At 73.2% G+C, this 22,314-nt stretch carries 18 protein-coding genes and 1 pseudogene; 14 read left to right on the top strand and 5 right to left on the bottom strand.

Annotation, left to right across the window (positions count from 1 at the left end; genetic code table 11):
* Positions 1 to 13: 13 nt before the first annotated feature.
* The 11 genes from FHX73_RS04625 to FHX73_RS04575 all read left to right on the top strand — a co-directional run bounded on the left by FHX73_RS04625 (position 14) and on the right by FHX73_RS04575 (position 14,689).
* Positions 14 to 826 (top strand): S-methyl-5'-thioadenosine phosphorylase, encoded by an 813-nt coding sequence (locus tag FHX73_RS04625; RefSeq protein ID WP_145903435.1) that lies wholly within the window; start codon positions 14 to 16, stop codon positions 824 to 826.
* A 53-nt stretch (positions 827 to 879) separates the two neighbouring features.
* Entirely contained in the window at positions 880 to 1,230 is a 351-nt protein-coding gene (locus FHX73_RS04620; RefSeq protein ID WP_170304846.1) for a cupin domain-containing protein, read from the top strand.
* A 12-nt stretch (positions 1,231 to 1,242) separates the two neighbouring features.
* Entirely contained in the window at positions 1,243 to 2,604 is a 1,362-nt protein-coding gene (locus tag FHX73_RS04615) for a class I tRNA ligase family protein (protein WP_145903431.1), read from the top strand.
* A 77-nt stretch (positions 2,605 to 2,681) separates the two neighbouring features.
* The gene (locus FHX73_RS04610; RefSeq protein ID WP_145903429.1) at positions 2,682 to 4,169 is read left to right on the top strand and encodes an FAD/NAD(P)-binding protein; all 1,488 of its coding nucleotides are present in this window, start codon (positions 2,682 to 2,684) and stop codon (positions 4,167 to 4,169) included.
* On the top strand, positions 4,166 to 4,786 hold the full coding sequence (locus FHX73_RS04605) for a GNAT family N-acetyltransferase (RefSeq protein ID WP_145903427.1): 621 nt from the start codon (positions 4,166 to 4,168) through the stop codon (positions 4,784 to 4,786). The genes FHX73_RS04610 and FHX73_RS04605 overlap by 4 nt, the downstream gene beginning before the upstream one ends.
* Positions 4,783 to 6,717 carry an FAD/NAD(P)-binding protein gene (locus FHX73_RS04600; RefSeq protein WP_145903425.1) on the top strand — a complete coding sequence of 645 codons (1,935 nt, stop codon included), beginning with the start codon at positions 4,783 to 4,785 and terminating at the stop codon, positions 6,715 to 6,717. Before FHX73_RS04605 ends, FHX73_RS04600 begins: the two co-directional genes overlap by 4 nt.
* The gene (locus FHX73_RS04595; RefSeq protein WP_145903423.1) at positions 6,714 to 8,129 is read left to right on the top strand and encodes an MFS transporter; all 1,416 of its coding nucleotides are present in this window, start codon (positions 6,714 to 6,716) and stop codon (positions 8,127 to 8,129) included. Before FHX73_RS04600 ends, FHX73_RS04595 begins: the two co-directional genes overlap by 4 nt.
* Positions 8,130 to 8,194: 65 nt before the next feature.
* Positions 8,195 to 8,599 (top strand): cobalamin B12-binding domain-containing protein, encoded by a 405-nt coding sequence (locus FHX73_RS04590; protein WP_425461359.1) that lies wholly within the window; start codon positions 8,195 to 8,197, stop codon positions 8,597 to 8,599.
* The gene (locus FHX73_RS04585; protein ID WP_170304845.1) at positions 8,596 to 11,853 is read left to right on the top strand and encodes an FAD/NAD(P)-binding protein; all 3,258 of its coding nucleotides are present in this window, start codon (positions 8,596 to 8,598) and stop codon (positions 11,851 to 11,853) included. Before FHX73_RS04590 ends, FHX73_RS04585 begins: the two co-directional genes overlap by 4 nt.
* A complete protein-coding gene (locus FHX73_RS04580; RefSeq protein WP_145903419.1) occupies positions 11,850 to 13,499 on the top strand; it encodes an AMP-binding protein in 1,650 nt (549 codons plus the stop codon). The genes FHX73_RS04585 and FHX73_RS04580 overlap by 4 nt, the downstream gene beginning before the upstream one ends.
* Positions 13,484 to 14,689: an MFS transporter gene (locus FHX73_RS04575; protein WP_145903417.1), complete on the top strand. Its 1,206-nt coding sequence runs from the start codon at positions 13,484 to 13,486 to the stop codon at positions 14,687 to 14,689. Before FHX73_RS04580 ends, FHX73_RS04575 begins: the two co-directional genes overlap by 16 nt.
* Before the next feature lie 101 nt (positions 14,690 to 14,790).
* Here FHX73_RS04575 and FHX73_RS04570 read toward each other — a convergent pair whose 3' ends face one another.
* The 3 genes from FHX73_RS04570 to FHX73_RS04560 form a co-directional block, all read right to left on the bottom strand.
* Positions 14,791 to 15,162, bottom strand: coding sequence for a hypothetical protein (locus FHX73_RS04570; RefSeq protein ID WP_145903416.1), 372 nt, complete (start codon positions 15,160 to 15,162; stop codon positions 14,791 to 14,793).
* A gap of 12 nt (positions 15,163 to 15,174) precedes the next feature.
* Entirely contained in the window at positions 15,175 to 16,392 is a 1,218-nt protein-coding gene (locus FHX73_RS04565) for an MFS transporter (protein ID WP_170304844.1), read from the bottom strand.
* A gap of 108 nt (positions 16,393 to 16,500) precedes the next feature.
* A complete protein-coding gene (locus FHX73_RS04560; protein ID WP_145903412.1) occupies positions 16,501 to 17,091 on the bottom strand; it encodes a cupin domain-containing protein in 591 nt (196 codons plus the stop codon).
* 641 nt (positions 17,092 to 17,732) lie between these two features.
* Here FHX73_RS04560 and stsA point away from each other — a divergent pair.
* Positions 17,733 to 17,861, top strand: coding sequence for a StsA family sactipeptide RiPP (gene stsA / locus FHX73_RS47615; RefSeq protein ID WP_425461429.1), 129 nt, complete (start codon positions 17,733 to 17,735; stop codon positions 17,859 to 17,861).
* An 86-nt stretch (positions 17,862 to 17,947) separates the two neighbouring features.
* Here stsA and FHX73_RS47610 read toward each other — a convergent pair.
* Positions 17,948 to 18,127 (bottom strand): annotated as a pseudogene (locus tag FHX73_RS47610) (restriction endonuclease); the annotation flags it as partial.
* Positions 18,128 to 18,730: 603 nt separating this feature from the next.
* Between FHX73_RS47610 and FHX73_RS47605 the strand changes: the two are divergent.
* Positions 18,731 to 18,922: an SEC-C metal-binding domain-containing protein gene (locus FHX73_RS47605; protein WP_145903408.1), complete on the top strand. Its 192-nt coding sequence runs from the start codon at positions 18,731 to 18,733 to the stop codon at positions 18,920 to 18,922.
* A 283-nt stretch (positions 18,923 to 19,205) separates the two neighbouring features.
* Here the strand turns inward: FHX73_RS47605 and FHX73_RS04545 are convergent, their stop codons facing one another.
* The gene (locus FHX73_RS04545; RefSeq protein ID WP_145903407.1) at positions 19,206 to 20,465 is read right to left on the bottom strand and encodes a hypothetical protein; all 1,260 of its coding nucleotides are present in this window, start codon (positions 20,463 to 20,465) and stop codon (positions 19,206 to 19,208) included.
* Between the two features lie 344 nt (positions 20,466 to 20,809).
* Here FHX73_RS04545 and FHX73_RS04540 point away from each other — a divergent pair, with 344 nt between their 5' ends.
* The gene (locus FHX73_RS04540; protein ID WP_145903405.1) at positions 20,810 to 22,267 is read left to right on the top strand and encodes a hypothetical protein; all 1,458 of its coding nucleotides are present in this window, start codon (positions 20,810 to 20,812) and stop codon (positions 22,265 to 22,267) included.
* The last annotated feature ends 47 nt before the right edge of the window (positions 22,268 to 22,314 follow it).

Genomic DNA, 22,314 nt, shown 5'->3' with positions numbered 1-22,314 from the left:
GGGGCGGACAGCAATGACCGAAGCAGGGAACACGGCCGAGATCGGAGTCATCGGCGGCAGCGGGTTCTACGAGCTGCTCACCGAGGTCCAGCGGGTCGAGGTGGAGACGCCCTACGGCGCCCCGTCCGACGCGGTGTCCGTCGGTGTCGTCGCCGGGCGCCGCACCGCCTTCATCCCCCGGCACGGCAGCCACCACGAACTCCCGCCGCACAAGATCAACTACCGGGCCAACCTCTGGGCGCTGCGCTCGCTCGGCGTGCGGCAGATCCTCGCCCCCTGCGCGGTCGGGTCGCTGCGCAGGGAGCTCACGCCGGGCACGATCGTCGTGCCCGACCAACTGGTCGACCGCACCAGCGGGCGGGTGCAGACCTTCTACGACACCGGCGCGGTCCATGTGAGCTTCGCGGACCCCTACTGCGTCGAGGGCCGCGGCGCCGTGCTCAAGGCGGCGGGCGAGACCGGCAGCGCGGTGCGCGACGGCGGCACCATGGTGGTCGTCGAGGGGCCGCGGTTCTCCACCCGCGCGGAGTCCCGGTGGTTCGCGGCGGCCGGCTGGTCGCTGGTGAACATGACGGGCTTCCCGGAGGCCGTCCTCGCCCGCGAACTCGCCCTGTGCTACACGTCGTTGGCGCTGGTGACCGACCTCGACGCGGGGATCGACGCCGATGAGAGCGTCGACCAGGAATCGGTCTTCCAGGTGTTCCGGCAGAACACCGAGCGCATGCGCGACCTCGTGCTCCGCACCGTCGAGGAGCTGCCGGCGGAGCGGAACTGCCACTGCGCCACCGTCCTCGACGGCTTGGAACTCCCCTTCCAGCTCCCCTGATCCCGCGATCCACCCCCACCACCCACCCCTCCCAGACGATCGGAAGGTCCATCGTGCGATACACCTACGAGCCGCAGACCGAGGACAGCTACAAGCCCGAGTACGGCGTCCGGATCCGCCGGTTCACCGAGCTCCTGGCCAAGACCGGGCCGGCCAACACCAAGCTGGGTTCCGCCGTCTCCTACATCCAGCCCGGCGAGTCGGTGCAGGAGCACCAGCACCCGGTGACGGAGCTGCTGTTCCTGATCAACGGCAAGGCCCGGGTCCGGGTCGAGGACACCGTCCAGGAGATGTCCGAGGGGGACGTGATCGTGATCGAGGGCGACCAGGTCCACCAGGTCTCGAACGCCGGCGACGAGCCGATCCGCTTCTTCAGCTTCTGGTGGAGCGAGCCGGAGAAGTAGGGGAGCGATTCCGTGGTCCACGTCATCATCACCCCGCCGCCCACGCCCAACGGCGGCCTGCACGTCGGTCACGTGGCCGGTCCGTACCTGCGTGCCGACCTCAACACCCGGCTGCTGCGGATGTTCGGTGCGCAGGCCGTCCACGCCTCCCACATCGACAACTACCAGACCTACGTCAAGCGCAAGGCGGACGAGAAGCAGCGCGACGTCGAGGAGTTCCGCCTCGACATGATCGCGGCCATCGAACGCGACTACGCCGCCCTGGACATGGAGTTCGGTTCCCGCATCGACAACACCGCGGCGCCCTACGTGGCGTACCTGCGCGGCTGCGTCGAGGAACTGCTCGGCGACCCGCGGGCCGTGGCGAAGGACGAGTGGGTAACCGCCGAGGGCCGGTCGGCGGTGGAGGCGTTCGTGTCCGGGCTCTGCCCGGACTGCCTCCAGCAGGCCGCCGCCAACGTCTGCGAGAACTGCGGCCGTCCGCTCACCCTGCCGGAACTCCTCGCGCCGCGGGCCGAGCCCTCCGGCAGCGGCGAGTTCAAGCAGCTGCCGAGCGGGGTGCCGACGGTCCTCTCGATCGGCGCCGAGGACCTGCGGGAGCTGCGCCGGCTGCACCGGTCGATCACCCGCGACGACGTCTTCATCGACGAGCTCGTCGACGGACTGCGGCCGCACGACCTGACGTTGACCCTCCGCAGCGAGTACGGCTTCCCGGTCGGCCAGGACCGGGTCGTCAATCCGTGGATCGAGATCTTCTTCGCCCACATGTACGCGCTGGGCCAGATCCTGGGCCTACCGCAGAGCTGCACTCTGGACGACGTCAGGCAGGTCGTCCGCAGCCGCGAGGACCTGCGGCTGACCTACTACTTCGGCACCGACAACACCTACTACTACGCCGCGGTCCTGCCGCTGCTGGCCGTCGTGTTCGGGCTTCCGGGTGCGGTGCCGGTGGCGCTGAAGACCAACCGGTTCCTGCGGCTCGGCGGCCGGAAGATCTCCTCCAGCCGCAACAACGCCGTCTGGGCGGCCGACTTCGGCACCTCCGTGCCGGTGCGGTCCGCCCGGTCCGCGCTGGCCCGCTCCTGCCCGGAGTACGGCGAACGGGACTTCGTGCCGCCGGACGAGGCGGACGAGGCGGACCAGCGGGACTGGGCGGTGGGCCGGACCGAGTTCCCCGTGGCCACCACCCCCGCGGGGCGCGCCTTCGCCGCCGCCCTGGAACGCCTCGCCGCGCCGGAGCGCTTCACCGTCCGCGACGTCCTCAACCGGCTCACCCGGGCCCGGGACGCGATCGACAGCGGGCGGCTGTCCGCGGCGGAGGCCGCGGAGCTCGCGCGGATGGCGGACGCGGTCGAGAGCCACCTCCTGCTCTGAACATCCCCACCCCACCCGCCCTCCGGACCGGTCCCGGCCCGGAGGGCGGCCCACCTACTGCCAGCGGAGGATCAGCGATGAGAATCGCCGTCATCGGCGCGGGAGCGGCCGCCACGTCGGTGCTCCACGAACTGCACCGGGCGCTCCGGCCGGAGCTGCCCGAGGTGCACGTGATCGACGGCGCGCCCCGGTTCGGGCCCGGCGGCGTGTACCGGGAGGACCTGACGAGCGCGCTGGTCAACCGGCAGGCCCGGTGCATGTCGGTCAGCTACGACGACCAGGACGACTTCGTCACCTGGCTGCGCACCCGCGGCCTGGTGTCGGCCGCGGTGCTGGACGGCGAGTACTACAGCCGGGCGCTGTTCGGCGGTTACCTGGCGGAGCGGTTCGAGGAGGCCGCGCGGGCCTGGGCGGCCGACGGCGCGCCGCTGCGCCTCGTGCGCTCCTACGTGGACACCGTGCGGGAGACGCCCGACGCGGTCCAGCTCCACACCGCCGACAACGGCTGGGAGTCGTACGACCACGTCATCACCTGCACCGGCCACGGGCGCCAGGACCGCGCGGGCGCCGACCGGGACGGGATCGCCGCCCCGTACCCGCTCGCCACCCTGGTGGAACGCGCGCGCGGCGCCCGGGACATCGGCATCGTCGGTCTCGGCCTCACCGCGATGGACACCGTGACCGCGCTGCTAGAGGCCGGCCTCGACGCCCGCATCACCCTGCTCTCCCGGTCGGGCTTCCTGCCCGACGTCCGCGCCGACTACCCGGTCGACCTCCCGCTCACCACCCCCGAGGTCTCGCCCGCCGGCCGGCTCACCATGGCCGCCCTGCGCGCCCAACTCTTCGACGAGCTGCGGGCGCACGGCATCGGCCACGGCGAACTCCGCAGCTACCTGGACCGGTTGCGGCTGGGCATCACGGGCTTCGTCCGCTACCCCGAGATCCCCGCCGAGCACCGTGCGATCCAGAACCTCTGCATCTCCCTGGCCAACCGCGACCTGCCCGCGTACTGGTACGCCTTCGACGACGGCGACCGCAAGCTCTTCCACGACCGCTACTTCCGCCACCTGCAGGCGATCACCGCGCCGGTGCCGCACAGCACCGCGCGGCTGATCACCGACGGCTACCGGAGCGGTCGCGTCCGGATCATCCGCGGCACCCTCGGGACGGCCGACAGCGGGCCGGTCGTCGTCGGCGAGCACGGCACCGAACGCTTCGACCTCCTGGTCGACGCGACCGGCCGGGCCACCAGCGCCGGCCAGGTCGAGTTCGAACTCGGCCTCGCCGCCACCGCCGGAGCGCAGTTGGACGCCTATGGTGGCATCCGGACGCAGCGCGCCACCGGACGGCTGGTCAGTGAGGGCGGGACCCGCTCCCGCATCTACGTGATCGGCTACGCCACCCGGGGCTCGCTGCTCTACTCGTCCTCGCTCTACCAGGCCACCCGCAACGCGAAGGTCGTGGCCGCGGACCTGAGGGCGGAGACCCTCGACCCGCAGCACCCGCAGCACCCGCACCATCCGCAGCACCCGCACCACATCGCACCGAGGAGTTCACTGGCATGAGCCGTTGGCAAGAGATCCCCACCCTGCAAGGCGAGTTCGTCATGCTGCGCCCGCTCGCGGAAGACGACTGGCAGGCACTCGCCAAGGCCCACGACGGCCTCGGGATCCTGGAGTACTTCCCCTACGGTCCGGAGTCGGAGCCGCCGTCCCCCGAGAACGTTGCGGCGGCGGTGCGCAGCCCCGGCCGCAACGTGCTCCTGCAGATCGACCGGGCCACCGGCACCGCGGTGGGCACCACCTCGATCTACCAGGTGGACGAGGTCAGGCGCCAGCTGACCATCGGTTACACCTGGCTCTCGGAGGCCGTCCAGGGCGGGCCGATCAACGCCGAGGCGAAGCTGCTGCTGTTCCGGCACGCCTTCGACACGCTCGGTGCGGTGCGGGTCCAGCTGTACGTGGACGACCTCAACTCGCGCTCGCAGCGCGCCGTCTTGCGGACCGGCGCCCAGCGCGAGGGGGTGCTGCGCAAGCACGCCCGGCGGCGGGACGGCTCCTGGCGGAACACCGTGGTCTTCTCCGTCATCGACGAGGAGTGGCCGCAGGTCGCCGAGCGGCTCGCGCAGACCGTGCGCGAGCGCGCCCGCGCCGCCGGCGGCGACCGGACCCTCCGGTCATGACGGACCATCAATCCCCGTATCGGGTGGCCGTGGTGGGCACCGGCCCGCGGGGCCTGGCCGTGCTCGAACGCGTCGCCGCCCGGCTCGCCGGCCGGCGGGCCGGGCGGGCCGTCGAGCTGTACGCCATCGACAGCGCGGAGCCCGGCTGCGGCCGGATCTGGCGGCCCGCCCAGCCCGAGCAGTTGCTGATGAACTCCATGGCCGCCGACGTCACCATGTTCTCCGGCCCGCGCGACGACGGCCCGGCCCGGCCCGGCGCCGGCCCCTCACTCTTCGAGTGGTGGGCGGTGCAGGAGCCCGGCAACGCCTCGGCGCAGCCCGGGAGCTACCCGCCCCGCGCGGTCTTCGGGCGCTACCTGCGGTTCGTCCTCGACGCCATCGAGGACGACCTGCCGGCCGGCGCCCGCCTGCACCGGGTGCGCGACACCGTGCTGCGGATGGACCGCCCGGACCCCGGCTCCGGGTGGCTGCTGTCGCTGGCCGGCGGCCGCACCCTCGAAGCCGACCGGGTGGTGCTCAGCACCGGCCACCCCGAGCTCGAACCCACCGCGGCCGACCGGGAGTTCGCGGCCTTCGCCGCGACCGGCCGGGGCCTCGCCTACGTGCGCGGCGACTCGGCGGCCGACATGCCGCTCGACGACCTGGCCGCCGGCAGCACCGTGGGCGTCATCGGCCTCGGGCTGACCTTCTTCGACGTCGTGAGCCTGCTGACCGAGGGGCGCGGCGGCCGCTTCGTCACCGGCCCTGACGGTGCGTCACTACGCTACCTGCCGAGCGGCCGCGAGCCCCGGCTGGTGGCGGGCTCGCGCAGCGGTGCCACGCTGCCGCCCCGGCCGCGGGACGAGCGGCCCACCGGCCACAGCCACCGGGCCAGGATCTTCACCCGGGAGCGGGTCGAGCGGTTACGGGCCCACGGCCGGCTCGACTTCGCGCGCCAGGTGCTGCCCTGGCTGTCGGCCGAACTCACCCTGGTCTACTACGCCACCGAGATCCGGGAGCGTACGGGGCCGCAGGCTGCCGGGCTCTTCACGGAGCGGGCCGTGCGGGCGGTGCACGCCCTCGCGCCGACCGCTGGCACCGGGGACGCTCCCGAGCGCGTGGTGGCCCGGCAGGCGGCCGGGTTCGGGTGCGCCGACCCGGCCCCGCTCGACCTGCGCGGGCTGGCCAAGCCGTTCACCGGGCGGGAGTTCCCGGACCGGGCCGACTACCAGCGGGCGGTCACCGAGCTGCTCCGCCGCGACATCGCCGACGCGGAGCAGGGCAACGTCCGCAACCCGCTCAAGGCGGCGATCGAGGCGCTGCGCGACGTGCGGGGATCGATCCGGGCCGCCGTGGACTTCTCCGGGCTGACGCCCCGCTCCCACCGGGAGGACTTCCTCGGCTCGTTCGCCCCGATCGGCCACCACCTGTTCGCCGGACCGCCGATCGCCCGGGCGCGCCAGCTGCTGGCGCTGATGGACGCCGGGGTCCTCCAACTCATAGGCCCTGAAGCGCGGTTCGCGGCGGACGAGGGCCTGGGCCGGTTCACCGCTGGCTCGCCCCGGGTCGCAGAGCCGCCCGTGCCGATGGACGCGCTGGTCGACGCGCGGATCCCTGCCCCGGACATCCGCCGGGACACCTCCCCGCTCATCCGCCAGCTGCGGCGGGAGGCGGTCGTCACCGACCACGTCAACGCCGACGGGGCGGAGCGGTTCGAGACCGGCGGCCTGACCGTCACCCCGTCGCCGTTCCACCCCGTCGACGGGCCGGGGCGGCCGGTGCCGTCGCTCTACGCGCTGGGGATCCCCACCGAGCACGTCCGCTGGCTCACCCAGGTCGGCAGCAGCCGCCCCGGCCCCTGGGGCGAGTACCTCGCCGACGCCGACGCCATCGCGGGCGACCTGCTCGCCGGCGCGACGGAGCTGCTCGCCGCCGTGGAGGTGGGGGCATGAAGGCGACGCTTCCCACCGGCACGCCGAGCGGGACCGGCACCGCGGCACCCCGGCCCGCCCGGCGGCGCGGCCTCGGCCTCGCCGGGATGTGCCTGGGCACCGGTCTGATCATCACGGAGGCGAGCGTCGTCAACGTGGCGGTGCCGACGATCCGGCTCGAACTCCACGCCGACGCGGCCACCGGGCTGTGGGTCGTCGACGCCTACGCCCTGGTGCTGGCCTCGCTGCTGCTCTCCGCCGGGCGGCTCGGGGACCGGATCGGCGCCCGGTCCGGCTACCTGCTCGGGCTCGCCGTCTTCAGCCTGGGCTCGATCCTGTGCAGCGCGGCGCCCGACGCCACCCTGCTCATCGCGGCCCGCGCGGTCCAGGGGCTGGGCGCCGCCCTGATCGCCCCCGCCCCGCTCACCCTGATCACCCGCACCTACACCGAGACGGTCGCCCGGACCAAGGCGGTGGCGGCCTGGGTCAGTATGGGCAGCGTCGGCTTCGCCGCCGGGCCGCTCCTCGGCGGCCTGCTGGTGGAGAGCCTCGGCTGGCGCAGCATCTTCCTGATCAACCTGCCGATCGCCGCCGTCGCGGCGTGGCTGATCGTCCACCACGTCGAGGACTCGCCGCGGCAGTCGGTCTCGTTCGACCTGTGGAGCCAGCTCCTCGCCGTCACCGCCCTCACCGGCTTGGTGTGGGGGTGCGTCACGTCGAGCCTGCACAGCTGGTCCTCGCCCACCGTGTTCGGCCCGCTGGCCGGCGGCACGGTGGTGCTCGTCGTCTTCGTCCTCGCCCAGCACCTGGGGGCGCGCCGCGGACGCGAGGTGCTGCTGCCGCCGTCCATCCTGGCGGCCCGGCCGGTGCAGGCCGGGCTGTTCTGCGGCGCGGTCTACAACCTCACGCTCTACGGGATGCTGATCGTCTTCACCTTCGACTTCCAGGACCTGCGGCACTACTCCGCGTTCCGGACCGGCGTGGCCTTCCTGCCGCTGACGCTCGCCGCCACCGCGGCCTCGACGCTGGTCAGCGCACGCGCCATGAACGCCTTCGGGGCCCGGCGCTGCCTGGCCTACGGCATGAGCACCTCCGGCCTGGGCCTGGCGGTCCTCGGCATCTCCCCGGCCAGCGCCCCCTACTGGCTGGTCGCCATCGGGTTCGTGCTGTTCTCCCTCGGCATGGGCCTGTCGGCCCCGGCGCAGACGCTCGCGGTCATGTCCTTCGCCCCTGACGAGCACCGGCACATGGGCTCCAGCGCCCTCAACACCGCCCGGCAGACCGGCGGTGTCGTCGGTGTCGCCCTCCTCGGTGCCATCGTCTCGGGCCACCTGGCGACCGGGACGACCGCGGCCATGGCCGTCGGAGTCGCCGGCTGCCTCCTGGCGCTGACCGCCGCCCTGCGCCTCATCCCACCACCCCAGCAGTCCTGATGACGAAACGGAGCACTGCCTTGGCCGGCTTAGCGACACCCAGGAGACGCATCGTCCTGTCGACCGTGTCGTCGGACTCGCACACCTGGAACCTCGTCTTCCTCCAGCTGCTGCTTGAGGAGAGCGGGTACCAGGTGACCAACCTCGGGCCGTGCGTGCCCGATTCCGAGGTCATCGAAGCGGTCCGCGAGATCAGGCCGTTCGCGGTGGTGATCTCCTCCGTGAACGGGCACGGGCACCTGGACGGCGCACGCCTGGTCCGCGCGCTGCGCGCGGACCGGGACCCCGGGGTCGCCGGGGTCCTGGCGGTCATCGGCGGCAAGCTCGGCATCCACGGCACCGGGAACGCCGAACTGGCGGCGGAGTTGAGCGCCGCCGGTTTCGACGCGGTGCTCGGCGAGGTCGCCGAGCCCGCCCGCGCGCTCCGCCTCGCGCTGGACCGGGCGGCCCCCGCCGGGGTGGCCGCATGAACCGCCCCGGCACCCGGACCCACCGGCCGGCGGCCCCGGCCGGCCACCCCGACCTGCACGACTACGTGATGCGGGCGGCCCGCGCCGGGGAGCTCGTCGTGCAGCCGCGGATGGGCATGTCCCACCCCGAGGCCATGGCCGCCGGACTGGGGGCCGTCGCCGCCGCCCGGGCCCGCACCCTCGCCACCATGACCATCGACTCCTACACCCGGGTCGAGGACATCGCGGGTGCGCAGGCGGCCCTCAGCGCGGGCGAGCCCCTCAACGGCTTCCCCATCGTCAACCTGCCCGCCCCGCTCACCGCTCGGGTGGCCGCCGCCGCCGGCTCCGTCCCGGTGCAGGTGCGGCACGGCTCGGCCAGGCCCGGCCACGTCTTCCGCGCGATGATCGGCGCCGGACTGGCCGCCTCCGAGGGCGGCCCCGTCTCCTACTGCCTGCCGTACTCGCGGCTTCCCCTCACCGAGTCGGTCCCGGCCTGGGCGGACGCGTCCCGGGAACTGGTGGCCGGCGCGGCGGCGCTGGGCGCCCGGGCCCATCTGGAGACCTTCGGCGGCTGCATGCTCGGCCAGCTCTGCCCGCCCTCGCTGCTGATCGCCCTGAGCCTGCTCGAAGCCATGTTCTTCGTGCAGAACGGGCTCACCTCGATCTCGCTGTCGTACGCCCAGCAGACCAACGCCGTCCAGGACATCGAGGCCCTGGCGGCCCTGCGCGACCTGGCCGCTGACCACCTGCCGCCGGCCGTGGACCGGCACCTGGTGCTCTACACCTACATGGGCGTCCACCCGCGCACCGAGGGCGGCGCACGCCTGCTGCTGGAGGACTCGGCGCGGATCGCGGTGCGCGGCGGCGCCCACCGGCTGATCGTCAAGACCGCCGCCGAGGCCCACCGCATCCCCACCGTGGCGGAGAACGTCGCGGCCCTGGAGCGGGCGGCCGGCGCCGCGGCGGCGGCGCACGGCGAGCGGTGCCGCCTGCCCTGGGCCCACCAGGTCGACCACACCGCGGTCCACGGGGAGGCGCGGTCGCTGATCGAGGCGGTGCTGGAGCTCTCCCCGGACGTCGGCACCGCCCTGCGCAGGGCGTTCGCCGCCGGCCTGCTCGACGTCCCGTTCTGCCTCCACCGCGACAACGCCGGCGCCGCCCAGGGCACGATCCGGGAGGACGGGCGGCTGGTCTGGGGCCGCACCGGAGCGCTGCCGCTCGGCCGGTCCGCCGCGCAGGCGGCACCGGTGACCTCCGCCGAGTTGCTGAACCTGCTGAACCGCACCGCCGACCGGTACGACAACGCCGCCCTCGGGGCCCTGCTCCGTTCCCCCGGGCCGGACGCTCCCCGGCCGTACCGGATCGCCATCGTCGGCTCCGGTCCCCGCGGGCTCGCGGTGGCCGAACGGCTGGCCGCCCGGCTCGCCCAGCACCCGCCCCGGCAGGAGGTGTCGATCAGCCTCGTCGACAAGGTCCAGGTGGGTTCCGGGCGGGTGTGGCGCACCACGCAGGACGAGTGCTTCCTGATGAACACCGCCTGCGGCGAGGTGACGATGTACTCCGGCCCCGCGCAGGGCGGCCGGGCCCGGGCGGGCGCCGGCCCGACCCTGGCCGAGTGGTGGGCCGAGGAGGAGCCCGACTACCCCGGCCCGGGCGGCTACGCCTCCCGCGCGCTCTACGGCCGGTACCTCCAGTCCTTCCTGGACGCGATCGAGTCCTCGCTGCCCCCGGCCGCGCAGCTGCAGCGCGTCGTCGGTGAGGTGGTGTCCATCGAACGGCTCGGCGACTGCTACGAGTTGGTGTTCGACGACGGCCGGCGGCTGACCGCCGACCGGGTGGTGCTCAGCACCGGCCACCCCGTGCCGGAGCTGTCCGGGCACCAGGCCGCCCTCGACGCCTTCGCGACCGGCCGGCCGTGGACCCGCTACGTGCGGGGCGACAGCGCGGCCGACATGCCGCTGGCCGGGATCGCTCCCGACCGCAGCGTCGCCGTGCTGGGCATGGGCCTCTCCTTCTACGACGTCGCGGCGGCGCTGACCACCGGTCGGGGCGGCCGCTTCGAGGAGGACGGGCGGGGCAGCCTGACGTACCTGCCGTCGGGGCGGGAGCCCCGGCTGATCGCCGGATCGCGGTCGGGTGTGCCGATGCCGGCCCGGGGCCGCAATCAGAAGAGCCCCCAATGGCGTTACACCGCACGCCTGTTCACCGCGCCCCGGATCGCCGCGCTGCGCGAGTCGGGCCCGCTGGACTTCAGGTCCGAGGTCTGGCCCTGGCTGGACGCCGAGATGCAGCTGGTCTACCACGCCACCGCGGTCCGCCTGCTCTGCGGCACCGCGGCGGAACGCGCCTTCACCGACCGGGTCGTCCGGCAGGTCGAGCGCACGGGCGCACCGGCGGCGGAGCTCGCCCGCGCCGAGGCGCAGCGGCTGGGCGCGCACCCGCCCGCGCTGGACGTCGCCGCGCTGGCCCGCCCCTTCGCGGGCCGGCGCTTCGCCGGTCCCGAGGAGTTCACCCCGGCGCTGGTGAAGCTGCTGGAGGACGACGTGGCCCAGGCCGAACTCGGCAACCACTCAGGCCCGTTGAAGGCCGCGCTGGACGTGCTGCGGGATGTCCGGGGCACCATCCGGCGGGCGGTGGACCACGGTGGACTGACCGCGGCCTCGCACGAGGAGTTCCTCACCCGGTTCGTGCCGATGAGCTCGTTCCTCGCCGCGGGCCCGCCGATCGTGCGCCTGCGGCAGACGCGGGCGCTCATCGAGGCGGGCGTCCTGGACGTCGTCGGACCCGCCGCGCGGTTCGACACCGACCCGGCGACCGGCTCCTTCACCATCGCCTCGGACCAGGTGTCGGAGTCGCTGCGCCACTGTGACCTGCTGATCGACGCCCGGGTGCCCGAAGCCGACCTGGCCAGGGACCGCGCACCGCTCAGCCGGCAGCTGGCGAGCGGCGGGGTGGTGACGGAGTGGGCCAACACCCACGGCCGGCGGCCCCTGCGCACCGGGGGCATCCGGGTCACGGCCGCCACCCACCACCCGGTGGGGGCGGACGGGACGCCGGACACCGGCCTGTACGTGCTGGGCATCCCCACCGAGGGCCAGCGCTGGTTCATGCAGGTCGGCTCCACCCGCCCCGGGCCGTGGACCGAGTTCACCAAGGACGCCGACGCCATCGCCGCCGACGCCCTCACCGGGCCGGCAGCCACCGCCCCGGACGCCGGTGCTTCCCGTCCCCGGGTCGCCGGCGCCCTCCTTCTTCTGCAAGGAGCACGATGACCGCCGGAAACGGCGCACACCACCGGCTGCGCCGCACCGCCGCGCACGCCGCCTTCGCCGTGCAGCGGCAGGTGCTGCTGGACCTGCGCACCGACCTGGCCGCGGCCCGCGCGGCCTTCGCCTGGCCGCGTCCGGCCGAGTTCAACTGGGCGCTCGAATGGTTCGACGTCGTCGCCGAGGCGAACGACCGGACCGCGCTGGAGGTGAGCACCCCGGACGGCGGCGTCGACGCCGTCTCGTACCGCCGTCTCGCCGAGGAGTCCGACCAGGTGGCCAACTGGCTCACCGCCTCGGGCGTGGCCCGGGGCGAACGGGTGCTGGTCTGCCTCGGCCAGCAGACCGAGCTGTGGACGACGCTCCTCGCCGGTCTGAAGACCGGCGCGGTGGTCATCCCGGTCTACACCTCGCTGACCGCGAGCGAGGCGGCCGACCGCGTGGCGCGGGGAAGGGTGCGGCACGTGGTCTGCCGCAGCGAGCTGACGCCGCTCTTCGCCGGGCTCCCGCTCGCGACCCGGGTCGTGGTCGGTGCGCCGGTGCCCGGCTGGGCGGCGTACGCCGACTCCCGCACCGCCGACCGGCGCTACCTGCCCACCGCGGCGACCCGGAGCACCGATCCCGCGATGGCCTACTTCACCTCGGGCACCACCTCGGCGCCCAAGCTCGTCGTCCACACGCACGCGTCGTACCCGATCGGCCACCTGTCGTCGCTGTACTTCAACGGCCTGCTCCCCGGCGACCGGCACGTCAACGTCTCCGCGCCCGGGTGGGCCAAGCACTCCTGGTCCAGCCTGTTCGTCCCCTTCACCGCCGAGGCGACGGTGGTCGCGCTGTCCGACGCGCAGGCCGCGCCCGAGGCGCTCGGCGGCGTCCTGGAGCGGCGGAACATCAGCACGCTGTGCGCCCCGCCGTCCGTGTGGGCCGCCCTGGTGGGCCACTTGGGGACGGCCGCGCCGAAGCTGCGCGAGGCCACCACCGCCGGTGAGCCGCTGCCCGCGCCGGTCGCGGCCGCCGTCGAGGCCGCCTGGGGGGTGACGGTCCGTGAGGGCTACGGCCAGACCGAGACCACCGCCCTCGCGGGCACCACGCCCGGCATGGTCCACAGGCCCGGCTGGTTGGGCAAGCCGCTGCCGGGCTGGGACCTGCGGGTCACCGACGGCCACATCGAGGTCGACCTGGCCGGTGACCCGGCCGGGATGCTGGCCGGTTACGACGGCCGCGAGGTGCTGGTCCGGACCGCGGGAGGCTCCCGCCGCTACCGCACCGGCGACATCGGCGAGGCCGACGCGGACGGCTACCTGCGGGTCCTCGGCCGGGCCGACGACGTCTTCAAGACCGGCGGCCACCTGGTCTCCCCTTACGAGTTGGAGGCCGTGCTTCGCACGCACCCCGCGGTCCGGGACGCCGCCGTCGTGCCCGTGCCGCACCCGCGACTCGGGCAGGTGCCGCACGGCGTGGTGGAGGTCCGGCCGGGGTGCGACACCGGCGCGCAGGAGCTGCTCGCCCACGTGGCGGCCCGCGTCAGCGGCGAACTGGCCGTGCGCTCCGTCGAGTTCGTCGACCGGCTGCCCCGGACCCCGTCCGGGAAGATCCGCCGAGCCGCCCTGACCGTGCCGACCAGTGAGGAGCGCCAGTGCGCTCGGCCATGACCTCGGCTCCCGCCGCTGCCGCGTCCCCCGCGCGGCCGGCGCGGGGGGCGCTGACCGTCGTCACCTACGTGCTGTTCGCCGTCATGCTCGGCGGCACGGCGCCCACCCCGATCTACGCGATCTACGCGCACCGCCTGCACCTGGCGCCACCCGCGATCTCCGTCGTCTTCGCCGCCTACGCCGCCGGGATCCTCCTCGCCCTGCTGCTCTTCGGCGGGGTGTCGGACTACGCCGGGCGCCGGATCACCCTGGGCACGGCCTGCGCGGTCTCGGTCGCCAGCAGCACCGTCTTCGCCCTCTTCCCGGTCCTGCCGGGCCTGCTGGCAGGGCGGCTGCTCTCCGGGGTGTCGGTCGGCCTCTGCACCGGTGCCGCCACCGCCTACTTCGCCGAACTGCACCCCGACCGGACCCGGGCCGCGCTGATCGCCTCCGTCACCAACATGGCGGGGCTGGGCGTCGGGCCGCTGCTCTCCGGCTTCCTGGTCCAGTACCTCCCGCACCCCACGGCCGTCCCCTACCTCGCCCTGATCACCCTGCAACTGCCCGGCCTGCTACTGGTCCGGCTGCCCGAGCCCGTCGCCGACCGCCGACTGCGGATCAGGCCGCAGCGGCTGCGGGTGCCGGCCTCGACGCGCCGGCCCTTCACGGCCGCCGCGGTCGCCGTCTTCGCCGCCTTCGCCCTGCTCGGCCTGCTGGCGGCGCTGACCGGGGACTTCCTCACCGACGGCCTGCACGACAGCAGTCATCTGCTGGTCGGCGCCGTGGTGTTCAGCGCGTTCGGGGCCGCGGGCGCGGTGCAGCTCCTGGTGGTCCGGCTGCGCCCGTCGACGGGTTCCGTGCTGGGCATGGTCGCCATCCCGGTCGGGGTGGCCCTGCTCGTGCTGGCCCTGGCGGCGCACTCGCTGCCGCTCTTCCTCACCGGGGCGCTCGTCGGCGGCTCCGGCGCCGGCGCGGCCTTCAAATCGGGGCTCGCCATGGTGGTCGCGGCAGCCTCGAAGCAGCAGGCGGGCGAGGCGGCCTCCGGCTACTTCTTCGCCGCCTACCTCGGGCTCACCCTGCCGGTGATCGGGGTCGCGGTGCTGGTGACCCGCAGCAGCCTGCTCACGGCGGCGGGCTGTTTCGCGGGCGTGATCGCCGTCCTGTCAGCGGTGAGCGTGGCCTGCACGGTGCGCCTGGACCGGGTCGGCTGAGCGCTGGGCGTGCGACCGCCGGCTGAGCGCTGGGCGTGCGACCGCCCGACGGGTGCGGCGACCGCCGCCGCACCCGTCGGCCGGCCGGCCCTGACGGTGACTCAGTAGATGCAGTCCCCGGGCCGGGCATCGGCCGCGACGAAGAGCGGCGTCGCCTGCGCCTGGTCGGCCGGCCCCGACGGGTGCGGCGCGCCCAGCACGAGGGCCTCCGAGGTGAACTCGCCCATCGGGCGCGCCCCCAGGTTGACGCAGGCCACCACGTTCCGGCCGGTCAGCTCGGCCTCCTCAAGCAGCGCGTACTGGCCCACCGAGGTGCGCCGGCCGAGGTGGCCGAGGTCGAGGGTGAGGACGCGGCAGGGGAACCGGGTTCCCTCGGCGAGGGGCGCGGACAGGACACGAGCGACGCGCAGATCGACGTTCTGGAACTTCCCGAACGTGATCTGGACCTTCTCCGGCTGCATTGGCTGTTCCATGCCCACAGCCTACTATCGCGATGATCGCCAGCCCTCGCCGGCAACCGACATCTCGCCTCCACCCGTACTGAATTGACGTGACATCAGCCCGCCGGCCATCGCCCAGGTCAGACCCGCGGCCGCGAGGCTCACGGCGGCCGCGACGGCGAAGGCCGGGCCGTAGCCGAGCCATCCGGCCGTCGCACCGCCCACCGGCCCGGCGACCACCACGCCCAGGTCCCAGAAGGAGGTCATCGCGCCCATCGACACCCCGGCCTGCCGGGAGCCGGTGCGCTGCAGGGTGATGGCACTCACCGAGGGGTAGATCAGACCGAGCCCCACGCCCGTCACCGCCGTGCTCGCGAGCGCCGGCAGGGCGCTGCGCGAACTCCCCAGCGCCAGCAGCCCGAGCGCCTCGATCACCAGGACGACCCGGGCCACCCGGACCCCGCCGAGCCGGTCCACCAGCGGGCTCCCGACCGCCCGGGTGACGAGGAAGGTGAGCGAGAAGACCGTCAGCCCCATTTCCTCGCCGCCGATGTGCTCGCGGGACAGGTAGAGGACGAGCAGCGAGACGAGCATGCCGTACCCGTAGGAGGATAGCCCGAGGCACAGCCCCGGCAACGTCACCCCGCGCGGCACCAGTTCGCGCCAGCCGCCCGGCCGGCCGGCGTCCGGCGACCGGGAGCCGGCGGGCTGCGGCCGCACCACCGCGATCAGCACGGCCGCCCCCGCGGGAAGAGCGACGGTCAGGTACCGCAGTGGAGCCGCCCCGCCGGCGGGGACCACCGCGTCGGCGAGCAGCGGGCCCAACGACATGCCGGCCCACATGGAGAGCCCGAACCAGCCCGTCACCCGCCCCCGGTGGCCCGTCGCCGCACCCCCGAGCACCCAGGGCAGTGAACCGGAGAACACGGCCGCCCCGCCGACCCCCATGAGGAAGCGGCACGCCACCAGCACCGGCAGGTCGGGTGCCGACCACTGGCCGGCCGCGCCGAGCGCGGCGAGCGCGGCTCCGCCGAACGAGACGCGCTGGGCCAGCCCCGCGTCGCCCGCCCACCCGGCCGGCGGACGGGTGAGTGCGGTACCCGCGTAGGCGGCACCGACGGCCACCCCCACCGCCGTCGGGCCGCCGTGGAACCTCGCGCCCACATAACCGGGGAGTTCCTGCAGCGTCGCACCGAGGGCGAGATAGGTGAGGAATACGGCGCACCAGAGTCGCCGCACCGGAATCGGCCGTATTTTGGTCACGATCCGAGCGTAGTGACGGACCGGGGGCCGGGCAGGCGAAATGGCCTCTTCCGCTTGCGGTGGGGTTGTGGCACGGAGACGAACCACCCGCCGCGACCGGCCCTGCGGTCAGTAAAGCCGCGAAGAGAGAAACGCGGTCATCCGGGCCGGCTCCGTCCCGTCATTGCGGAAGGAATGCGTGTACCCCGCGGACCAGCTGCCGCAATCCCCCTCGTGCAGCACGTAATCGCGGCCGTTGTAGCGGACGGTGAGGGATCCCGCGGTCACCACGATCATTTCGGTGCCCTCGTGCTGGATTTCCTCCGCGAGGCTGGCGCCGGGTTCGAACTCGCCCTGAACCACCTGATAGCCAGCCTGCGGCACGTTCAGCACCAGGTACCGGACTCCCGGCGCCCGCTCCAGCGTCTTCTGCTGCTCCGCCCGGTAGACCGACGGCATGGCCTCCTGCCGGGAGAATCCCAGGAAGGAGCCGATGTCGTGACCGAATACGTTCGCCAAGCGGGCCAACCGCTCCAATGCGATGTCCGTGTCACCCCGTTCGAGGGTGGACAGGAACGAGACCGAGAGCCCGGACGCCGCGGCCACCTGGCGCAACGACATCCCGTGCGCCGACCTCAACCGGTACAGCACATCGCCCGGCCGGGGAAAGCCCAGCTTGGAATCGCCACGCCCAGTTCCCGGTACTGCGCTATCGGCCATGATTGGTCCACTCCTGTCCGTCCGGCGCACAGGATATGAACGGCTGCGCCAACGAAAGCGATTGTGACAGACAATCGGCTGTTCGCCGACCCCCGTTTGCCTCCGCCGGCAGGCCCCGGCCCGGCGCACCCTCCGTCACCGGGCGCCGTCGTGCGGCACGGTCCGCCGCGCCAGGCGCCGGAGCGCACCTCGGCGGTGACGTAGCCGTGGACCGGGCGGCCGTGGCAGCGGAGCAGACGCAGGATGTGCGCCGTGATCGGGCCACCGGCCACCGGATACGCGGCGGCCACGCACCGCCACGACGCTCCCACGGAGCCGCGACCCTGCGAGGCGAGTCCTGACGGGTCCCTGTTCCCGCATGTCGCTGTTCGGACAGTTGCCGGCGGGGCCGCCGCCGCTACGTCGGTCCTGCGACGGCCGGCTCCCGACGCAGGTGCTCGAAGGCGCGCTGGCAGGAAGATGCCTGGCATGGTCTTGAAGTTCCGGGCTGCGGACAGGGTCTGCGGCCGGGTGGTTTGCTCGTCGGCACGGGGAGCCCGCTGAAGCCCCCGCCCCCACGAGAACCATCCAACTCCCGAGGATGACTCGCCCGTGGTTCTTCGCGCACCATTCGGTTCGATCCGGTGCAGGAGGTGAAAGAAATGAAGAACCCTCAGTGGATCACGCCCGAGATTTCTCCCGTCGATTTCCCGGCGCTCCTGGGATGCAGCTGCGACTGCAACGGGGCCGGTGCGGGTGCCGGTTCCGGTAACGGCATGGACACCAGCTGACCGGCGCCGTTGCGTCCTTTTCCTGTCAACGACCAAGGAGGTACCGAGCGATGACGAACACGACCTGGATCACGCCCGACGACTTCGGGGCTGACGACGTTCTTCGTGCGCTTGGCCTGGACCGCGATCACGGTGACGCCCACCGGGTCGCGCCGGACGGCGACGGCGTCGAGGCCGTCGTCGCGGGAGTTCTGGGTGCGCCAGGTCTCGTAGCCCATGGCGGTGAACAGCTCACGCACCAGGCGCTCGAACGCGAACGGGTCCATCTGCAGCAGGTCGGGGCGGCTGTCGAGCGGGCCGACGACGGCAGTGTCCGCCGCGATCTTGAACCGAGCCGGGTCGAAGTCGACGATCGGCGGTACGGGTTCCAGGTCGTGCGGGTGCTGGGAGACCACTGCGCCGAGGTTGCGCAGACAGCGCTGCGGGTCCAACCTCGGCTCGTCCAGGACGAGTTCGGCGAAGTCCGCGCGCTCGACCACCATGCTCACCACGCATGGGCGAACAGCCCGCCCCGTAGCGGGGTCGGTCGTGGCGACGTGTCCGTTGAGGACGACCGTGCCCACCAATTCGACCGGCGTCACCGAGAACGCCTCGTCCAGCGCCCGCAGGGCCAACCTCGCCAGTAGCCGCCGGTAGGTCCGCTTCAACACCACCAGTACGCCACCAGGCGAGGACGGCCCCGGCGCGACGGTCACCGGCGCGGCCGTCATGGCGGGGGCGGGATACGCCCGCAACGTCTTCCGCCTGAGCGGGATGAAGACCTTCCACGGGTCTTCGTACGCCACCATCGTGGCGGCGTTCCTCACCGACGACGGGCTGCGTGGGGCAGCGGAGACGTTCCCCGATGAATCCGGTCGAGCGGCGGCCCAATGGCTGTTGAACAAGGTGACCACCTTCCTCCGGCGCTTACTCGCTGGCGGGCGCACGGCAGTGCACAGACGACTGGCTGTACGGTTCCCAAGGCCAGGCCCACGGGACCAGGACGTTCGGTCCCGAAGAACGCCGCGTGCCCCTGCGGCTCTGGTCGGAAGGCCGGCCGTTGCCATCCGGCGGGGTTGTGAGGAGCTGAGTACGCCGGGAGTGATAGCGGTCGGCTGGGCACGTCGGCCAGGCCCGACGGCAGCGGGTGGGCGCGCAGGCTGTTGTCGAGCGCCTCTCGTTCTGTTTCCCCCCGGTCGGCCCGCCGCGTCGGCCGACGACCCGGAGCGGCGTCCAGGCGGTGACAGGGCCGGGACGGCGCGGGACCCGCCGCCCGCGCGCTGGCTCTGCAGGCTCTCCGCCGATGATCTCCTTTGTCGAACCTGCCGGGCGCAGCCATGCCATCTGCCGGGCCCGGCCCACCGGTCACTCTTCCTCGTCGTCTTCCGGCTGCCAGGCTCGGAGCAGCGCGTGAACGGGAAGTGCGGAGTCCGGCACCGCGAGTCGGGTGACCGGCATGGCCGTAGAGGCTCCTGCTATGAGGTGCTCGCCGATCAGATGCGGGACGAGGAGTGCCGCCGTGCCGGCCGGCCAGTCGACCGCAACCTGGTAGGTGGCGATGACGGCTGCCTCCCACGCGGTCAGCGGATCGTGGGCCCGTTCCTCGTAGGGCTCCTTCTCGGCGGCGGGGACCTTGACAGCGACGAGCTGCCGCGGGGCTTCGCTGCGCAGGGCGACCTGCCGGCGGACTTCGGAGATCCAGTCCGCGACGAGTTGCTCGAACGCGGCCTCGGCTTCCGGCCGACCCTTGCGGCGGCGGCCGAACGCGTCGTTCACCACGGAGGACACCGCGAAGCTGTTGTCCTCCAGACGGTGCCACGACCAGGACGCCCGGCGCTCCCAGGCGTGCCAGGCACGTCGCCCCACCTTGGCCGCATCGGCTCCGAGACCCGCGAACTCCGGGCCCGGTGTGAACTCCGGATCCGGGAGCAGCCTGACCGCCGCGGCCTCCACCAGCGGCACCGGCTGCACCAGGGCGGCGAACGCCCGGCGCTCTTCGTCGATGACCTCGGCGAGCCGGACCTGCAACGGTTCGGCCCAGGGCCGCAGAACGGGGAACGCCTGGACGGCCTTGTTGCTCCTGAGCAGGTAGGTTTGCAGGCGTCGCCAGTGCTCATGGTGGTGGCGCCGCGTCTCCCAGGCGCGTGAGTAGCGCTCCCAGGCCTCGTCGTCGAAGTCCTCTTCCGGCTCCCCGGGTTCGCCGTCCGTCTCGTCCGACGGCTCACCCGTACTGCCCGGGGGGTATTCGCCAGTGGCCAGGGCGAGGGCAGCGTCCGCTTCCTCCGCCTTCTCCTCCTCAGAGTCGGGTTCGCGGTCGAGCCAGATCTTGAGGGTGCCGATGTCGATGACCGCCGCCAGGAGTTTGAGGAGCGGGCTATCGGCGGGAAGTGGCCAGCGGCAGGTCCCGCACAGCCGTCCCACAGCCTCACCCAGCGGGATCTCGGCGCTCCGGACGGAAGAGGCTGACCGCAGCAAACCGCAGTGTTCGTCGCCGTGAAGCTTGCCCTTGCCGGACGCCGTGGCGTAGCAGGTGAGGGGGACGTTCCCGACAGGGCCGAGAGGAATCTCCGGAGTGAACGTGTGGCCGAGCGGAACAAGACGGACTGCGGCGGTAGTCGACGGCATGCTGGCACGCTAGCCGTTCCCACTGACACCCGTGCCGATATCCTTCCGCTGCCCTCCAACAGCGGCGAGAGGCCACACGCCAGGGAATCCCCGAGACCGCGGCCGACCGGGCTGCTGGACCGTCAGAGCACAGCGACATCGCGGGGGACAACTCCTCGGCGACTCGGGTACGGTGTCGGACAGGACCAGGTCCGGGCCGCCGACAGCATCGGCGGAACCAGCTGCGGTCAGCAGACTTCCTCACCGTCCGGAGGCGCGTCAGCAGCGCGCCCACCAGCGGAACTCCACCATCTTCCGCGCCGCCATCGGCATGGCGCGCCCTCCACCGCACCGGAGTTCCTCGCATGCCCGAGCACCAACTCACCGCCTCACCCCGCGACTTCCTCTGCGAACACACCCCCAGCAAGAGCCGCGTCCTCGCACTCCTCGCCCACGACGACGGACCGGATTCACTCCAGGCCGTCCTTACCTGCCGCGACCCCGAACTCGCCTACCGCGCGGCCGAATTGCTGCGCCGGACCCTGAGCCGGGCGGCGGGTGCCCGGCATACGGAGTCCGTGGACGGGCTGTGCGGGCAGTTGCCGGACGCTCCTGGGTCCTCGCTCCGGCAGGCCGTGGCCCACGTGCTTGCCGGGACCTGGCCGGCTGCCGCCGGAACGCTCATCGCCTGGCCCGAAGGATCCGCGCACGAGGAACCCGACCAGGAGGACGGCGCCGATAGTGAGGGCAGCGGCGACAACGACGCGGCCCCGGAATCCGGCGCTCCCGCGCGAGGTGAGGCGCGGCTGCGTGACCTGCCGGGCCAGGTCGTACGGATCGCCACGCTCCGCGAGTTCCACGTCCACGACCGGCAGGCCCTGCTGGACGCGGCGGGCGAGCAGGGGTGGGAGCCGATGCCGGCCGACCAGCTCGACGAGGACGACCCGCACGACGTGGTCGGCGCGGTCATGTGGCTCGCGGACCCGCCTGCCGACGTCGACGGGGCGGACGCCCTGACCGAACGCAGCCATATCTCTCTGCTGCGGCGGAACAAGGGCGACGAGGTCGCCGAGTGGAGTGCGGAGCCGGTCGTGGCGGACTTCGGCCCCGGCCCGCGTGCGGCCAAGGCCGGGGAGTCCCCTGAGCACAGCCGCGGGGAGGAACTTCCCGATTTCGCGGCGCTCTTCCCTGTGGAGCCTCCGCACTGCGAGGACCCGGAGTGCGAGGAAGAGAGTTGCTTGTGGCAGCTGACTCCTCGCACGGCCGACCTCCTCCACACCGCGCTGTCGCTGCTGGCCGACGAGGCGTACGACGACGCGGAGGGCCTCGGTGACGGGCGCCTCGTGCCGGACAAGCACGAGGGCGATTGGGGAGTGTTCTCGCGGCTGCCGAAGCTGACCTTCGCCACCGACCTCCAGTGGCGGCGCCGCTTCGCCCGCGCCGCCGACGACCTCGCCGACGACCTCGAACGCGGCCACTGGCCGCGGCCGACCTGCACCGCCGAGGAACTCGCCCTGCACCTCGCCATCGCCGACGCCGGCGAAAGCGCCGACGAACTCGGGGACGACTCCGACGGCACCGAGCACGGCACGCACAGCACGCTGCCGACGCACCGCGACGACTACGACTTCGGCGCCTGCACGGACATGTTCTTCCAGGACACCGATGTCCTCATGCTCTACAGCTCCCGCTTCGACGGCATCGAGGACCCCGACGACGACGCCAACCGGCAGCTCGGCGTGGGGGACCTGCGCGCGCAGGCCTGGTTCGAACCGTTCGGGAACATCACGGCCCGCGACCCCCACCGCGGCTTCCGCCGCTGAACGGCCGAGCCCGCGCCGGACGGTGGGCGGAGGCACCTTGTGTGCCT

This window comes from Kitasatospora viridis (assembly GCF_007829815.1).
GTDB lineage: Bacteria > Actinomycetota > Actinomycetes > Streptomycetales > Streptomycetaceae > Kitasatospora > Kitasatospora viridis.
Note: the sequence above shows the minus strand (reverse complement) of the source record. Positions and strands in the feature narration are given on the sequence as shown.

Excerpts from the sequence above, each read along its gene's own strand:
- FHX73_RS04625 (WP_145903435.1), top strand. The coding sequence starts at position 14 with ATGACCGAAGCAGGGAACACGGCCGAGATCGGAGTCATCGGCGGCAGC.
- FHX73_RS04610 (WP_145903429.1), top strand. The coding sequence starts at position 2,682 with ATGAGAATCGCCGTCATCGGCGCGGGAGCGGCCGCCACGTCGGTGCTC.
- FHX73_RS04605 (WP_145903427.1), top strand. The coding sequence starts at position 4,166 with ATGAGCCGTTGGCAAGAGATCCCCACCCTGCAAGGCGAGTTCGTCATG.
- FHX73_RS04600 (WP_145903425.1), top strand. The coding sequence starts at position 4,783 with ATGACGGACCATCAATCCCCGTATCGGGTGGCCGTGGTGGGCACCGGC.
- FHX73_RS04595 (WP_145903423.1), top strand. The coding sequence starts at position 6,714 with ATGAAGGCGACGCTTCCCACCGGCACGCCGAGCGGGACCGGCACCGCG.
- FHX73_RS04585 (WP_170304845.1), top strand. The coding sequence starts at position 8,596 with ATGAACCGCCCCGGCACCCGGACCCACCGGCCGGCGGCCCCGGCCGGC.
- FHX73_RS04580 (WP_145903419.1), top strand. The coding sequence starts at position 11,850 with ATGACCGCCGGAAACGGCGCACACCACCGGCTGCGCCGCACCGCCGCG.
- FHX73_RS04570 (WP_145903416.1), bottom strand. The coding sequence starts at position 15,162 with ATGGAACAGCCAATGCAGCCGGAGAAGGTCCAGATCACGTTCGGGAAG.
- FHX73_RS04560 (WP_145903412.1), bottom strand. The coding sequence starts at position 17,091 with ATGGCCGATAGCGCAGTACCGGGAACTGGGCGTGGCGATTCCAAGCTG.
- stsA (WP_425461429.1), top strand. The coding sequence starts at position 17,733 with ATGAAGAACCCTCAGTGGATCACGCCCGAGATTTCTCCCGTCGATTTC.
- FHX73_RS47605 (WP_145903408.1), top strand. The coding sequence starts at position 18,731 with ATGGCTGTTGAACAAGGTGACCACCTTCCTCCGGCGCTTACTCGCTGG.
- FHX73_RS04545 (WP_145903407.1), bottom strand. The coding sequence starts at position 20,465 with ATGCCGTCGACTACCGCCGCAGTCCGTCTTGTTCCGCTCGGCCACACG.
- FHX73_RS04540 (WP_145903405.1), top strand. The coding sequence starts at position 20,810 with ATGCCCGAGCACCAACTCACCGCCTCACCCCGCGACTTCCTCTGCGAA.